The organism is Fulvivirga ligni (assembly GCF_021389935.1).
Taxonomy (GTDB): domain Bacteria; phylum Bacteroidota; class Bacteroidia; order Cytophagales; family Cyclobacteriaceae; genus Fulvivirga; species Fulvivirga ligni.
The window spans coordinates 5,961,885-5,978,808 of the sequence record NZ_CP089979.1 but is presented as its reverse complement, the minus strand read 5'-3'; the positions used below and the strand labels follow the sequence as shown (position 1 = coordinate 5,978,808).

General features: G+C 36.8%; 13 protein-coding genes. 8 read left to right on the top strand and 5 right to left on the bottom strand.

What is annotated here, in order from left to right; genetic code table 11:
* Window position 1: 1 nt before the first annotated feature.
* The 4 genes from LVD16_RS25350 to LVD16_RS25335 form a co-directional block, all read right to left on the bottom strand.
* On the bottom strand, window positions 2-646 hold the full coding sequence (locus tag LVD16_RS25350; RefSeq protein WP_233771096.1) for a porin family protein: 645 nt from the start codon (window positions 644-646) through the stop codon (window positions 2-4).
* A 93-nt stretch (window positions 647-739) separates the two neighbouring features.
* On the bottom strand, window positions 740-1,300 hold the full coding sequence (locus LVD16_RS25345; protein ID WP_233771095.1) for a helix-turn-helix domain-containing protein: 561 nt from the start codon (window positions 1,298-1,300) through the stop codon (window positions 740-742).
* Between the two features lie 177 nt (window positions 1,301-1,477).
* The gene (locus LVD16_RS25340; RefSeq protein ID WP_233771094.1) at window positions 1,478-1,762 is read right to left on the bottom strand and encodes a helix-turn-helix domain-containing protein; all 285 of its coding nucleotides are present in this window, start codon (window positions 1,760-1,762) and stop codon (window positions 1,478-1,480) included.
* Window positions 1,763-2,444: 682 nt separating this feature from the next.
* A complete protein-coding gene (locus LVD16_RS25335; RefSeq protein ID WP_233771093.1) occupies window positions 2,445-2,843 on the bottom strand; it encodes a helix-turn-helix domain-containing protein in 399 nt (132 codons plus the stop codon).
* A gap of 164 nt (window positions 2,844-3,007) precedes the next feature.
* Here LVD16_RS25335 and LVD16_RS25330 point away from each other — a divergent pair, with 164 nt between their 5' ends.
* The 8 genes from LVD16_RS25330 (at window position 3,008) to LVD16_RS25295 (ending at window position 16,329) form a co-directional block, all read left to right on the top strand.
* A complete protein-coding gene (locus LVD16_RS25330; protein ID WP_233771092.1) occupies window positions 3,008-3,370 on the top strand; it encodes a hypothetical protein in 363 nt (120 codons plus the stop codon).
* Between the two features lie 15 nt (window positions 3,371-3,385).
* Window positions 3,386-4,219, top strand: a complete 834-nt coding sequence (locus LVD16_RS25325) for a HEPN domain-containing protein (protein WP_233771091.1) — start codon at window positions 3,386-3,388, stop codon at window positions 4,217-4,219.
* A gap of 415 nt (window positions 4,220-4,634) precedes the next feature.
* The gene (locus LVD16_RS25320) at window positions 4,635-8,291 is read left to right on the top strand and encodes a hypothetical protein (RefSeq protein ID WP_233771090.1); all 3,657 of its coding nucleotides are present in this window, start codon (window positions 4,635-4,637) and stop codon (window positions 8,289-8,291) included.
* 48 nt (window positions 8,292-8,339) lie between these two features.
* On the top strand, window positions 8,340-11,027 hold the full coding sequence (locus tag LVD16_RS25315; protein ID WP_233771089.1) for a DUF6443 domain-containing protein: 2,688 nt from the start codon (window positions 8,340-8,342) through the stop codon (window positions 11,025-11,027).
* The gene (locus tag LVD16_RS25310; protein WP_233771088.1) at window positions 11,020-14,856 is read left to right on the top strand and encodes an RHS repeat-associated core domain-containing protein; all 3,837 of its coding nucleotides are present in this window, start codon (window positions 11,020-11,022) and stop codon (window positions 14,854-14,856) included. The genes LVD16_RS25315 and LVD16_RS25310 overlap by 8 nt, the downstream gene beginning before the upstream one ends.
* 7 nt (window positions 14,857-14,863) lie before the next feature.
* The gene (locus LVD16_RS25305; RefSeq protein ID WP_233771087.1) at window positions 14,864-15,283 is read left to right on the top strand and encodes a hypothetical protein; all 420 of its coding nucleotides are present in this window, start codon (window positions 14,864-14,866) and stop codon (window positions 15,281-15,283) included.
* A 157-nt stretch (window positions 15,284-15,440) separates the two neighbouring features.
* Window positions 15,441-15,953: a hypothetical protein gene (locus LVD16_RS25300; protein ID WP_233771086.1), complete on the top strand. Its 513-nt coding sequence runs from the start codon at window positions 15,441-15,443 to the stop codon at window positions 15,951-15,953.
* A gap of 1 nt (window position 15,954) precedes the next feature.
* On the top strand, window positions 15,955-16,329 hold the full coding sequence (locus tag LVD16_RS25295) for a hypothetical protein (protein ID WP_233771085.1): 375 nt from the start codon (window positions 15,955-15,957) through the stop codon (window positions 16,327-16,329).
* A 65-nt stretch (window positions 16,330-16,394) separates the two neighbouring features.
* Here the strand turns inward: LVD16_RS25295 and LVD16_RS25290 are convergent, their stop codons facing one another.
* Window positions 16,395-16,550: an IS3 family transposase gene (locus LVD16_RS25290; protein WP_255697947.1), complete on the bottom strand. Its 156-nt coding sequence runs from the start codon at window positions 16,548-16,550 to the stop codon at window positions 16,395-16,397.
* Window positions 16,551-16,924 lie beyond the last annotated feature (374 nt).

The following is a 16,924-nucleotide window of genomic DNA, read 5'->3' as shown; positions in this document are numbered from 1 at the left end:
TTTAATTAACTGAAAGGAAATAGCCGACAGTCAATTGAAAACAAAAATTCTTGTAGGTGGGTGTTTCGGTATGATTTCCATTATTATTAGAAACATCAATGGATGCTCTGGGTGCCAAAAGAATGTGCTTTAAACTAAAATCAATACCAGTGGAAAAACCTAGATTACTTGTCGAGACTTTCTCATTATTAAAAGCCTGGACTTGTAAATCGGTTATTTCGGCATCATTGAAGTTATTTTGTTGTTTTAAAAGATATGAAATTTGAGGACCTATAAGTAGAGTTAAGGCATCAGTAACTTTTATAGAAAGAAATATGGGGAAATCAATGTAGCTGGTATTTCTGGAAAGGTGATAGACAGCATTCATTAAAATACCTTCAGCTTCATAGCCCTTTCTAGAGTATAATATTTCCGGCTGTAAGCCAATCGTTTCACTTAAAGGTGCCTCTATAAAGATACCCAGTGCCAATGCGCTATTGGGCCTTGAGGTAAATGATTCACCCTGAGCATTATATGCATTTGAATAGTTTGCACCTACCTTAAAACCTACTTTAAATTTTCCCCATGAATAGTCTGTATTTCCCTGGGCATTGCCAGCGGCTCCTAATAAAAGGATAGACATGGGCAATAAAATAATTTCCTTCATTACTTAAATTTTAAAAATGATTCAAACAAGTAAATGAAGATACCAGCAATTAATATTAAATAATTACAATGTTTTATAATGGAGTTGCATATATCACAGATCTTCCAGGTTGCCTTTTCGCTTTAATTTCAAACTTTTATAAAATGTAGGGGTAAGGCCCGTAATTTTCTTAAATTGATTAGATAAATGTGCCACACTGCTATAGTGAAGTCGATATGAAATTTCAGTAAGATTAAGTTCATCATACAGCAAAAGTTCTTTTACTTTTTCAATCTTATGCATGATGATATATTGCTGAATAGTAATGCCCTTTACCTCTGAAAATATATTGGATAGATAAGTATAATCATAATTTAATTTTTCAGCTATATAATCAGAATAATTGACCTTAGGCAGAGTATCCGAATAGTGGATCATTTCAGTTATTACATTCTTGATCCTTTCGATAATGATACTTTTTTTATCATCCATTACTTCCAGCCCAGATTTTCTTAAAGCCTGAGTTAGTTTATGTAGCTGGTCTGAAGGTATATTTTCCAAAATCTCTACCATACCCAATTCTACTATTACAGCATGCAGCCCGAGATTTTTCAACTCCTCTTTCACCAGCATTTTGCAGCGTAGACTCACCATATATTTGATGTAAATTCTCATGATTAAAGAGCTTAGTAATTTGTTGCTAAATTTTCAGTAGACACAGGGCTAAGCGGGGACAAAAAGTGTGTAAATAATAACTAACAACCAGCAATGTAACAGTGGGAGGCTAGTTTAGTTCATTACTTCATTTCCAAATTTTATTACATTTCTTTGATTTACTGTTCTCGGATAGAATTAAAATGCCCCTCTATTTTGAACTCTATTTTCTGTTAGCATTTTATGAATATCCTGATAATCATAATAAAGAACTCCGCCTATTTTAGTGAATGGTAGAGTGCCGTTTACTCTTAGATTTTGCAATGTGCCTGGCGAAATGTGTAACATGGTCCTTACCTCTGGAGATCTGAGCCATTTTTTTACAGGTGTTCCAGCATGTTCTTTTAAAATCTTTTTAAACTCATCAATTAGTTCAAGTTTAAACTCTCTTAGATCTTCTGTGGTGATAATTTCTGTTGCCATAATCTTTACGTTTAGTTGTAATACTAAAATGTTGAGATATGCTATACTTTTTTCACAAGTAGGGGGAAAGATGGTAAGGATTTTAAAATAGTAAAATCGAATAAGGCCTTCATCCTCCAGCCGCTTTTTTCCGTACCTCCATTCAGCAGCTTTCGGAACCCGCGGTAAGAGAAGAACTATGAAGCCAACACACCCTTCTTTTCAGACATAGTTCTACCCTTACCTTCTGCCTAACCCTAGTAACCGTATAGCTAGCGACCGAAGCCATTATTAAATCAATTATTAAATGTAATGACCGATCACCTCCATTTCCAGGCAAAGTTTATTTTCTGAAAGAACCTGTCAAGGGTATATAAACAGCATCATGGCACCACCTGCCCGAGCTGCCCTTGACAGAATCTTTCCTCAAATAGTTAAGGCCTTTAAGAGGTAAGTGCACTGAAATTTGATATGCTTTTTTTAGATAGTTGAGGGAGCCTCAAGATTATATATTGGTAAGCTTTTTACATCTTAGCAAGATGTACAAATGTATACATTTGGATCTTGGCCCTGTCTGGGCAAGATGCCCTTGCCTCGGAACTCGGCGCTTGAGAATACAGATATTAAATAATCTTTGTGGAAGTATTGTTAGGAGGTGTTATCTATAGGAGATATACTATTAAAGTTATAAGTGCTTTAGCTTTTATTTCATCTTATCCAGTATATCTTTTAACAGCTGAGTCTTTTCTCTTTCACTGGCAAGTAACCTTTCAAATAATTCCATTACTTTTTCAACTGGGTTGAATGATGGGTAGTACATGAAAACGGAATTTCCAGTTGCATTATCATGATTGTTTACTGTGTTAGCAATTATATTAATAGCAGCCTCTTCGTCAAAATTCTCTATGGCTTCCACAGGCACTTTTAACACATCGGCCACTTGCTTTAGTAAATCAGCTTCAATCTCTTCTTTTTGCTCGAGAAGAGATATTTTACGTTGGTTCCAATCGTCACCAAGCTCAAGAGCTAAACCTTCTTGTTTGATGCCCAGCATTTCTCTAAAGCGCTTTACATTTCTTCCGTGGTGTATTTTCTTCTCCATGTGATTTCAACTGTTTGTTATACAAATATAATAAAACAAAGAATAATTTACGTGGGTAAAATACCTGCTTGCATTACTAAAATACTATATGGGTATATGGAATAGCAAAACTGTGATATCTAGATTGAAGGATTAATTATCTACACAATTAAAAGCATGTCATTATGAAACTATATCTAGAGCGTCCCAGATTTCCATTCTTTCGCATGCAGGTGGAAGAAGATCTTATTCTCTGTCTAATTCAAAAACAGCTCAATATCCATTGGCTACTTTGTGATTTGGAGAGTGTTGGCTTTGATCCCTCCGGCTGGGCCATCAGCTTGGAATCTCCCATATTTGCTTTAGTTGGTATCCGCCCGGATGATGATACCTATAATTGGTTCTTTGATATGCTTAGTGATCAAATCAAGAAAATGGAAGAAGCCAAGGATGAGTACTCTACCAGCGAAGCGTCAATAGCTATTTTCCAAGCCCTAAAGGCAAGGAAACTAAGCTCGGATTCTAAACAGCCTGTTAAACTCTCCTGATTATCAATAGAGCAAATGAAAACTTCGGAAATCAAAAGCTTAGGCCAATGCTCTTATCAACAACTGATTGCTGTTATTAGGGAGGTGGTGAAGCCTGACATGATTTATCTATTAGGTAGTTCACAGCAGGAAATAAAAAGTGAAAGTATTTTTATTTCTAACCCCACAACGGTGAATTATACTTCTGAGCATTACCTTCTAATTTTAATCTCTGAACTGAATGACAAGAACACATATGAGTGGGAGGAAATTATTGAATGTCGCTGTAAATCTATCATTCCCATAATTTGCATTGTATTACAGACTAGCAACTTTGAAAAGTGGTTAATGGCAGGTCATAGTTTTGCTGTAAAAGTCTTCCAATCCGCTAATATTATCTATAGCACTCCGAGGTCACCATTTGATGATATCGCCGTTGGAGAAAGTTCCGATCAAAAAGAGATCAAAGAATTCTACAACACCGGCATTAATAAAGCTAAAGAATTTTTAAAGACAGCAGAGCTATGTAGGCTATGTGATCAAAATGCTCTTGCTATGTTCATGCTGCATCAGTCAGCCGAGCAAGCACTTACTGCCATAATCAAAGCCGGAACTGGGTACCACAGACGTACGCATAATCTTAGTAGACTAATCAAGTTGTCAGGTATGGTTACTAGCAAGGTTAAATCTATATTTCCTCAACACATAGATGAGGATAAGAGGTTGTTGAAGCTTTTGCAGAGTGCTTATAGTGATGCGAGGTATAAGAGGGGGTATGGCGTAAGAGAAGAGGAATTGAAGATTATTAGACTCCAGGTATCTGATCTCTTAACAATGTGTAATGAGTTATTAAAGATAAAAAACATTTGAGTTTATGGTCTTCGAATCTTAGGCTCAGCTCACGTATTAATTGTATAATTTTTTCAATATTCTATTATTTATGATTATGATTAAGGCTATATATTATATTTTTAATATATAATATATGGTTTTTATTGCTTTCTTCCTGATGATTTGTAAATTGTAATTTAAATATGCTTACTTTTTGATTCTTAAATATTGTTAGCCACTATCCGTCAATTAAAGGTTTTCTATTTGAATAATTCAGCCTAAGTGAGCTTTAATAATCGAATCATAAAATCATTAGTCACATTTTAGGCTAGTTGGGGGGTAGAAACCTGTAGCTCAAAGGAGTTAGTTCTTGAATAGAATAGATTAATTTAAAATGACTACTCAAATTGTTAAGCATTCATACATCAATGTGATATAAATATATTCTCAAATAATGAGTTCATTAAAATTGTTACCTTTCTTTCTTTTCTTTCTTTCAGCAAGCGTGGCTTTGTCTCAGGAAAATAATTTATTTACTACCTATCAGTCAGTATATAATTCGTCTCCAGAGGCAGCGGTCATGTCGAAATTTGTTGAGGTTCCTGTTAACTACTACAATGGTATTCCAGATATAAATATACCAATATATCAGGTTCAGGAAGGTGATATAAGTGTGCCTTTAATTTTAAGATATCACAGTGGAGGTATAAAGGTTGCGGAGGAGGCAAGTTGGGTCGGTCTGGGTTGGGATCTTACAGTAGGAGGCAAGATTAATCATATTGTTAACAACAAAAATGACTTGAGCTCCGGCGGTTATCCTCGCACTGATGTTCCTCTGCCTTTCGAATTTTTACCATACGGAAATGTGTTATCCTTCAACAACGCACATAATTACTATGTTCAAGGTAGTCCTACCGATGAGGGTTGTAAAATAAATGGCTCCAATTATACATATGATTTAGCTAGTGCTATTTCTATGGATGGAGAACCTGATCTTTTTATTTATAATTTCGGTAGGCATAGTGGGAAATTTGTATTCACAGGCTTTAATAGTGGCTATAGTCTATCTCAGGATAACATACGACTCTCTATGCAAGACGGCGGTATTCAAGCGATTACAGATGATGGCTTAATTTATAATTTTCAAGAACCAGAATCTTCCGCCAGGCGATTCATTCCAGATGGTGGCAATATGGCGCAATTTACATATCAGCCTAAAACAGCCTACAGTCTTACTGAAATTAATAGTCCAAAGGGAAAAATTGTAGAATTTATTTATCCACCGGGCCCTGCTGAGGGTACCCTGATAAGTCCAGGAGAAGGTGTTATTACAACTAATTTTTCTTTTAGGAAGGAATTACATCAATATCAGCCCAGTCCACCACCTTCTTTATGGGAGCAATCTTTTAATGAATCTTACTATAGTTTGATTGATACAATCAAATTTAGTCTGGGCTACGTGGTATTCTTAAAAAGTTCTCGTTCAGATCTTTGGAATGGTCAAAAGCTTGATGAAATTAAGGTGTTTAACAATACAGATGAGTTGATTAAACAGTTTAAATTCAACTACTCCTATTTTGAAGCCGATCCTAGATTTGGAGATCAGGCAGGGCAGCACTCAGGAATAACATTAAAAAATAATGGTTTTATTGAAGATTACAGGCGCTTGAGATTGAAACTGATATCTCTTGATGAAGTGAATTTAAGTGGAGAAAAGATATCTTACAGTTTTCGTTATGATGAGACTCCATTGCCTTACAAGACTTCGTTTGCTTCTGATTTTTGGGGTTTTTTTAATGGTCAAATGAATAATAATACCTTATTACCTAGTGGTACAGATTTGGGTGCTTATTATATTGTACCTGATGCTTTTAACTATTTTGTTGGAGCTAATAGGCGACCTAATGAATCTAGTATCAAAGCAGGGATTCTTAACGAAATAACTTATCCTACAGGGGGTAGCGTGGAATTTGAGTATAGTGCCAATGAATTCTATCAATCTTCAAATCTACCAACGCACAAAACTAGTTCTGCTTTGTGTTTTAATCCTGATCCTAATCAAGATAGTCTACGATATCAATATCTTCAAACCTTTAATGTACCAATATCTGATACATTTACAATTTCCACACAAGAAGTTCAAGTTTATTACAAATTAGCTGCAACGCATACCTTTAATTACCCCAATTGTTTCAATGGTGAAAATAATGATAATTGCATGTGGGTCGCGATAGAAAGGAAAAATGGGGATTCTTGGTCGCAGGTTCATAAATTCTATCATTCAGGACCGGATATTTTAATTACCCAAGAAGTTGAATTAGAATTACAATCAGGTACTTATCGAGTTAATGCACATTACCCTGATAATGAATATGGTGATTTCATTTACGGAACAAACGAAGATTATGCTCAAATTCGAATTACATACCTCAGTACGGATACGCAACTGAATGCCGTACTGGGTGGTGGAGTGAAAATCGACAAAATAAAGCATTTTGATCCTGTTAGAAATAATTCATTTACTCAAGTATTTACTTACACCGGCGGAACCATGCTTAGCTTGCCAGTTCATACTTCATCCAGAAGTTTTTCTTACGCTAATACCGCTTGTGGCGGCATATTCGACGGTTGCTGTCCTGATATTACCTGTACATCTATCGGTGGCAATCAGATTGATGTGCTATATTCCGATAGCCAGGTGAGATATACTTACAGCAGTGATGGTTCTCCTGTCGGCTACAGGAATGTGAAAGTGGAGATGCTTGGTGATTCAACTGGGATGAGTGAATATGGATTTCAAGTAACTGCACCGACTATAAATTTTATGTATCCAGGGCTGCCAGAAATTAATTATTTAGGGAATGGTCAAATGCTTAGAAAAATAGATTACAAAAGAGAAAATGGAGACTATATCAGAGTAAAGGAGTTGGAGTGTAAGTATGATAGCTATAATAAATATTTACTCTGGGGTTTTAAGACCGAAGCTAGAATTCCATTAATAAGGTGCCAAGAGAATTTAACCAATTTTTCGTGTGCTAGTTGTGAACAATTGCATTACTATTATTACCCAATAAAACTGGCTCATGAAAGAATGAGTGAGCAGAAAGAACGTTTTTTTATGAATGAAGAAATCTTAGAGAAGAGGTCTGTCTATAGCTACAATACGTTAGGCTATTTGACTCATACTGCAGTAACTACAAGTGATGGAACAAACTTAACTACAGATTTAAAGTACCCCAATGATTATAATTCTCAAGACTGGATTCAAGATATGCAGGAGAGAAATATGGTGAATATGCCTATAGAGACTATTCACCGCAAAAATGGAAAAGCAATTAATGGCAACTTTATCGAATACAAGACACTTAATGGAATTACATTTCCTTATGAAATATATGCTTTGGAAACAAACGTGCCCATTAATATTAATTCAAGTAGTCCATCCTTGAGCTTACACTCTTCTTTTAAACCACGGAAAATATCTTTATTTGGTGAAGATGGTAATCTTCAATGGGAGCAATTAAACTTTAATGACACCATATCTTATTTATGGGGGTATGCTAATTCACTACCAATAGCAATAGCTGAAAATGCGAAGCCCTCTGATATTGCATATAGTAGCTTTGAAAGAATGGACACAAAGGGGGGATGGGAGTATGAAACATCTGAAATATCCAGTTCATATGCAATGACTGGCAATCAATCGTTTATTGGAAATAGTATTTATAAGAATAATTTAACTCTTGATAGATATATTATTACCTTTTGGGCCAAAGCATCAACAGGTGATAGTGGTATTATTACGCTAGGTAATAAACATATTAATATACCACCTGGCATTTGGAAATATTTTGAAATAAGCACTTCATCATTTGTGACTTCAGTCAATTTAGAACTGTCAGCAGTTCATTTGGATGAAATTAAATTATTTCCAAAAAGCTCTAGAATGACCACATTTACTCATGTGCCGCTAGTTGGAATTACATCAAAGAGTACCCCTGATGGTGGTTTAACTACCTACAAATTTGACTCATTTAAAAGATTGAAATTGATATTAGATAAAGATGGTAACATATTGAAATCTTTTGATTACAACTATGTGAACCCATAAAAAAGTATCGTGTAAAATATAATGATGAATTTATTGAGAATTTCTGATATGAAAATAAACCTTGCAATGTTTATGCTTCTGTCTATTTCTATAGATGTTTTAGGTAATATGAAAGTAGATACGCCCTCAGAGGCTCTTGAGGTCCAAGGTCCAACCTCAACTTGTAAGGGAAGTACCTATACCTACACTTTGTCAGGATATACATCAGGTACGATAATATGGAATACATCAGGTACAATATTATCAGGTCAAGGTTCCACATCTATTATTGTTAACTTTGATTATAGTGGTATGGGACAGTACATAGATGCTTCAGTAAATGGAGTAAATTATCATTTAACTGTAAATGTTTATTTGTTACCTTCAGAAGTTGGCGCAATAAGTGGACCATCAAATGTTTGCAAGGGAACCACCGCCACTTATAGCATTCCTAATTTTACTGGTAATATTGTTGAAGTAATTTGGAATGCTCCTAATGCGACAATATTGTCTAGTGGCAGGACTTATGTTACGTTATTTTTCCCAAATAATTATGAGAATGGCGAAGTGTCAGCTCTTATTAATTCCGGCCCTTGTGGCGTACTATCTTCCGTGCGTAAAAATATAATTGGAGGTAATTATGAGCCACTGCCTACTGGGCCCATTCAAGGCAGTCCATTGGTAAAGAGAGGAGACGAAAACTTAATTTATACTATTGAACCTGTATCTTATGCTACCAGTTATCAATGGAATTTACCACAAGGTATGAGTTTTCTATCGGGACAGGGTACGAATACTATTGAAGTGATAGTATCAAATAATTTTAGTGGTGGACAGATAAATGTAAATGGTCGAAATAGTGGTTGTTCCAGTCCTTCTCCATCAATAAAAGAGATTGAGTTGGAATCACAATGTGTCGTTTTAACTCCATCATATGATCACAATTATATTATTAGTAGAGATTACATATTGGAAATTAACAACGCAAATATTACTCTGTGTGATCAAGTTATTAATAAGATAACATATTTTGATGGTCTCGGTCGTGTAATTCAAAATGTGGCGCAAGCAGGATCACCAGATTATAAGGATCTGGTTAGTCCTATTGAATATGATAATTACAATAGAATCAATATCGATTATTTACCTTTTGTATCAGAAGAAGGTACAGGAAGTTATAAAACGTTTATAAATAAGGATGATGCTAATTATACTAATAGCACTCAATTTTTGTTTTACAATACTCTGAAAAATGATCCCCGACCATTCTCAGAAACGATATATGAGACCAGTCCATTGAATCGAACCAAAAAAGTATATGGAGCAGGTCAAAGTTGGAAAGAAAACGATTCCTACGTTGGTTATGAATATTTACTGAATAATAATGATGACAAAGTAATTGCCTGGAGGTTACTGATTTCAGGTCTACCAGATAAGAATACAGAGGTTGAGGGTTTCATAGATGATGAGGGACACTATTTGACAGGTCAGTTGCTTAAGAATGTGACTACAGACGAAAGAGGTCATCAAGTCGTGGCTTTCACCAATAAACAAGACCAGACAATTTTAAAGCGTGTGCAAGCAGATGAAGTGGCATCGAAATGGGCTGACACTTACTACATTTATGACGACTTGGGCAACCTGCGTTATGTGTTACCGCCTGTGGCTAACGAAAGAATAAAGGAGGGTGCTATTATTAATGAAAATTTTCTTCAAGACTGGACATTTTATTATGATTATGATGAACGTAATAGAATGGTTATGAAACACATACCTGGCTCAGACTCAGTATTTATGGTGTATGACCAGCGCGATAGATTGGTACTCACCCAAGATGGAAAACAAAGACTTCATAATCAGTGGTTGTTTACAAAATATGATGCTTTTAATCGGCCTATAGCCACAGGGTTTTACACAGATACACTAAGTCACGGTGCTATACAATCTGCATTAAAGACAGAAGTAGGCTCTGTGTATGATTGGTACGAGGTGGATGGTAATGAGACTTTCGGCTACACAGATAAAGCATTTCCACAAAGTGTATCCCACGTAGATTATCTTACAATTACTTATTATGATGATTATGGATTCACAACTCTGCAGGAGTTTGGTAGCAATTATTATTTCGATGCGACCCAACTAGATACAGCCCGATGTATTCTAGGGAATTATTCATTTGAAGATGCGGAATTTTTACATGTAAAAGGCCAGGTCACCGGCACCATGACTAAAGTGCTTGATGATACGGATAGCCACTGGCTTAAAGCTGTTAATTACTATGATGATAAATACCGTGTTATCCAAACGGTGATGAACAACCCTGGAGGTAATTATACCTACATAGATAAGGTGAGTAGTATTTATAACTTCCCAGGCTGGCTGTTAAAAACCTACACCAGCCACACTGATGCCACGGGCACCATAGGTCTTATGCGAAGATATGAATATGACCATGTTGGCCGCCTGAAGCGCGGGTTCCACCAGCTGAATGATAACGGTTCATTACAACAGGAAGTGCTGCTGGCGGAGAATAGATATAATGAACTAGGTGAGCTGATAGAGAAGAACTTACACGTAGAAAACGGCGCCGCTAGCCAATCTATTGACTATAGATATAATATTAGGGGCTGGATGGAGAGTATCAATAATAGTAATTTAAGTACTTTATCAACATCAGATACGGATGATACTCCAGACTACTTTGGTATGGACCTTATCTATAACAATCCTCTAAACGGCGTTCAGATCAATGACTAGATTTTCATCAACCTACCTGACTTTAACAATATTAGTATTTCTTCCTTTCTTGAGCAGTGCTCAGACGGAGAATACTTACTTAATCGATCTTGGCAGCACCTCCACGCCTACGGTAGGTAATTGGAATAACGTTCCAGGAGATCAGGATGACGATATTACCATTAGTAACCTGATTACCGATGACGGTCAAAGTAGTACAATTAACTTTGTGGTGGCATCCGCAGCAGACCATGCCTATGGAGACCAAACCGGTGTAAACACAGAAGGTTATAATGGTGTAGCTCTTGGGTATCCAGCATCAGCCTGTAGAGATAGTTACTTTTCATTTAGTAGTGGCGGTAGCTATAAACTCACCGGCTTAGCCCTGAATAAACAATACTCCATAAAGATTTTTGCTTCCCGGGCAGCCAGCTCCGGCGGTAGAGTAGGTAAATATATTATGGGAGGCGAGACCCTCACCTTAGATGCACAGAATAATACTACCAATACAATAATTTTTGAAAATCTGGCAGCAGATTCTAATGGAGAGCTGGTGATGGATTTTGCGCCTCAGTCTGGTTCCACGTTTGGTTATATCAATGTAATAGAAATTATAGAATCATCAGTATCAATCAATGCGCCCACTAATCTATTGGCCTCATTATCAGGAGTTAATACCGTTATCCTGAGTTGGGATGATAATTCAAATAATGAAACCGGATTTACTGTAGAGCGAAGAGTTATGGGCTCAGGTTCATTTACAGTCATAGATATTGGGGCTGGGGCTACCAGTTATACTGATGCCGGTCTTAGTTATAGTACAAGTTATGAATACAGAATCAAAGCTTATAATAATGATAACGAATCCACTACCACTTCACTTGTTTCTATACAGACAGAAGCGGATCCTAATCAAGCCCCAGGAGAAGTTGAGGCTGTTTACCTAATAGACCTTGGCAGTCCAAATACTCTCACCGCTGGAAACTGGAATAACGTAAGTGGGGAACAGGAAGCTGGTATAGCTATCGCTGGGCTCATTAGTGACCAAGGTGTGAGTAGTGGAATTAATTTTGTAATAAATAGTGCCGCTGATCACGAGTATGGAGATGGTACTGGAGTCAATGTGTATGGTTACAATGGTGCAACTTTGGGATATCCAATCTCAGCTTGTTCAGATAGTTATTTTGCGTACAGTACTGGGGGTGAGTATAAATTTACGGGTTTAAATGCATCTAATAAATACTCTATAGAAATTTTTGGGTCCCGGGGAGTGGTTGCTGCTGATAGAGTAGGTAGCTATTCCATAAACGGATTAACGCTGACCCTTGATGCGCAAAATAATAGTACTAGTACCATTCAGTTTAATGATTTACAGTCCGATACTAATGGAGAAATATCTCTTAGTTTTGCGCCCGCCTCAGGCTCTAGTTTTGGTTATATAAATGTCATTACGCTGGTAGAGACACCCCAGGAACCAGAGCCATATATAGAGCCAACTACAGAGCTATCTCAAAATCCTCAATACAACGGCAACATCTCAGCCATAAAATGGAAAACCCATGGCGATGAAACTGAGCAGCTATACACCTACCAGTATGATGCTATGAACAGGATTACTGAAGCCAACTACGCGCAAGGCACCTCAGTAGCTAATACCTGGACTACACTATCTGGCCAGGGAGGTTTTAGCGTGCCGAAGGTGGACTATGATCTGAATGGTAACATCCAGCACCTGAACCGCCAGGCTATTGAGCAAGAAATGAAGGTGATCGATCAGCTGACTTACACCTACCAAAAAGGAAATCAGCTCAGCAAAGTAGATGATGAAGCTGGTTCAGGCGGCTTTAAAGACGGCAACAAGAGCGGTGATGACTATGAATATGATCAAAATGGTAACATGACCAAAGACCTGAATAAGGACATCATAGAGATCACTTATAACCACCTGAACTTACCTAAGAAAGTAACAAAGGAAGATGGCCAGTATATACTTTACATCTACGATGCTGCCGGTATGAAACTAGCCCAGGAAGTACACGCTGCTGATAATGCATTGATCAAGCGCACCGACTATATGGGTGAGTTCATATATGAGACACAAGGTGCTGGATCATCAGAACTACAACTGATCCAACACGAAGAAGGCAGAATAGTGCCCGACGCTACCAACGGAGGTTGGGAGTACCAGTACCATTTAAAAGACCATTTGGGTAATACCAGACTGACCTTTACTTCTAAGCCCAAGACCCATGAGTTTAACCTGTTCTATGAGAATACTACTGGTGCCATGGTAACGGTAGGCGGCGAAGATAAGGTGGATGATACCGACATGCTGTCAGAGGAGGATGCGGATAATATTTATACCGACAATGCCTACGACCATACCGATGCCGGTACTACTTACCAGAATACCTATGTGCTTAATGGAAACGAAAGTTCAAGGGCAGGTTCACTGGTACCACTAACCGTAGGGGCTGGCGACAAGGTGAATGTATCCGTAAATGTTAAACTGCTCAACATTACCAGTAACCAGGTAAACACCCCCGAAGCTATAGGAGTAATATTAAACAACTTACTAACGGCTCACACGGTACTCGGAGGCTACGAAGCATCCAATAGCATCAATAATGGCTATGGATACAGCGGTGGTTTACTAGGCACAGACAGCTTTTCAATAAACGATACTGTACCTATGGTATTCCTAAACATGTTGTTTATCCCAGAAGACGGAGTAGCCACCATCACCGAGAGCGAACTAAAATACAAGCAGGTAACAGATGCCAATAATAAATGGGAGCTACTTACCTTGCCCGAGTTCACAGCCCCATCAGCCGGAACCATCATGGTGTATGTCAGCAACGAAAGCAACACCCAGCTAGACGCTTACTTCGATGATATGCAACTGACCTTAGAAGAAATGCCAATTATCCAGACGGATAATTACTATCCTTTCGGTCTGGCTTTTAACTCTTATCAGAGGGTGACGGCTAAGAAGAATAAGTTCCTTTATAATGGGAAAGAACGCGTATCAGATTTAGGTCTTAATTGGGATGACTACGGGGCTAGAATGTACCAGTCTGAATTAGGAAGGTTCTTTGTACAAGATAGATTTAGTGAAAAGTATGCTCCAATCTCTCCTTATAATTATGTGGGTAACAATCCAATTTTGTTTAAAGATCATAATGGAGATAGTTTGATCTTGGCCTTTGATAATATTTCCGCTGTTTTGTCTTTCGCTCGACGAACCTTGGAATCATTAGATGGAGGAAATTTTAAGTTAAAATTATCTTCTACAGGTGAAGTAGATAAAAATGGACACGATTATATGAATGTTCAACTGGAAGGTGGAGATCCAAGTAAGCTAAGTTCCGGAGGGTCTCAATTTTATCAAGGATTAACAAAAGTAATTGATTCCGATGAGTCAGTTAAAATAGGTGTAGGTTATGGAGATCCAAATGTTCATACCGGACATTATGCTCAAAAGAGAATTGATATGGCTGATATTGAACAATGGCCAGCTTTAAATCATTCGGTTTCATCTCAAAATGGGCCTACAGACGCAGGAAAAATGATTCATGAGATATGGGAACAATATAAGATGACTAAGTATAAAGATCCAGAAGGGAGTAACGTGTATTATAATAAATCTCATGGATTGGGTAAAGCATATACCGGATCAGCATTATATTGGGAAGATAAAGTTAATAACAATGACAGACTCATGGACTGGAGTGATAAAGGAGTAGTACAACAATATAGACTAAAAAATGGTTCTGTAGTTAAGTATGAAATTATACTTCGACCAGTTATTATTGTAGTACCTTATAAAGGAAAAAATGGGATTAAGTAATATTCATATGAAACTAAAATTAATTATTTGTGTGGTTTTGTTTTTGACATCCTGTGAAAGTAAAAATAGTAGTTGCTGTAATTCAGAATTCCATTCTAGATACTTCAATTTAATTACTATAGTTAATGAATATAGAACTGGTAATGAAAAAATTTCAAGTGAATATTTTGATTTGTCTTTAAGGTTTTTACAAACTTTAACTGAATATAAAGACAACGTTTATAGAGGTGATTTTTTTGGTTATCCAAATAACACAGCATATTATAAAGATCTGCAAGTTTGGAGTAGTTGGTTTGTTAATAAGGGCTCAAAGTTAAGTTGTGAAGAAATAACTACAATGATTGGTCAAAGTAAAATTCTTACTGAAGAAGAAAAATCTTCCTGGCCCGAGGATTTCTTTGAAATAATGGTTAATTCTACTAAATAAGATTTCTCGCAAAAAGAATTGAATTTACTTCGTAAAATAATAGATCAAGGGCTTCAAGGACAATTTAAAGCCAAGTTTAGTAACGTTAAAGGCGCAGCAAAGGGAACCTTAAGCTTATCATTAGTAGCTACAAAAAGGAGGCGGTGATATAAGTAAATTGAATGATGAAGGAAAAGCCTTCTTCAATCATTTAAGTGATGGTATAAATGATAAGGAGAATAACACAGAAACAGAAGTTGTGTTTGGTAAATCTGAGGTGATAGTTGGAAATTTTGTTACGAGTCAAATAGACATTGCTGATATTGATCAGTTTAACGAAGGGGGCAGTGATATTGATTATAGTAAACCTACGGGAGCAACTAAACAGGGTAAGCTAATCCATGAGCTGGTGGAACAACATCAAAAAGCCAAAGGCAGAGATTTAGATTCTGCTCATAAACCTGCTTCTGAGGCTGAAGGGGCTGTAAATGGTAATAAGCGATTAGGTAAAAAGTGGGCAGATGGCAGTTGGCAGGATACTTTCACTAGTAAAAAACATGGGCCTGGTCATGCACGACAAGTTTTTCGAGAAAAGGATGGGACTACTACTACTGTAATATATAAATATACAAGTGGCGTAATATCAGTTGTTGGTCAAAGAAGACCAACAGGAAAATCAAAAGATAAGTAATATGAGAAAATATACTAAGGCAAGCTTTTTGATTTTGTTCTTCTCCTTAAACTTAATGCTAGGCTGTAAACCTGATAGATTAAAACTTGTGTATTGTGATCCTATGGATGAGCAATGTGATGTTGAGCAATGTGAAAAATTTCAAGATGCCATCATAATGATTCAATTATTTCAAGATGGGTATGATATTTCATTTTATAAAGTGACAAAGTCGGTTAAGTATTTAGAAAACTTGACTGAAATAAAAGGTAATATAAATAGTTATGAAATACCTGTGTATTCTAGTAAAGATAAAATGCTAAAGGATATTGAAGCTTGGATTACCTGGTTTGATGAGAATGTTTGTAAGCAGTCTGAAGATGATACCAATGACTAGTGTTGATGTCAGCTTGTAGTTGGTGTCCACGGTAGTGGATTTGCAACAAAAAACTGGACAATAAGTTAAGCACATTTTGAATAGTTATGATTATTAAATTGTTCAGGCGTTTTATATCCTAAGTGTGAATGTTTTCTTTTTCTATTATACCATATTTCTATGAATTCGAACAGGTCATTCTTGGCTTGAAGAATACTATAGAAATTGGTATGCTTGACCAGTTCTGACTTCCGCTAGCGCGCGTTTAGCGATAGCGTAACGCGTGCTACTACTTGTTGTCTTGTCCTGAAAATAGGAGAATGTTCCAACAAGATTTTTCGCAGTCTTTACCCCTTTCCGTCACTCCAGCCGTAGCGCAGCGGAGAGTCGGAATCTTGCTGATGACCATTGCTTCCCGACGGTAAGATGCCGGATATTCTTTCGCTGCGCTTCAGAATTCCGGCATGACGGTTTTAAATTAAAACCGCTAATCTTCTAAGTTGATTGTAGTCTATGACCATGAATTTTACCATGATAGCCATCGCCATTGAAATGGTATTGAAGATCAAATCTTCACCATTTAAGTCCACATTTTAATTATTTATATCTATATCAA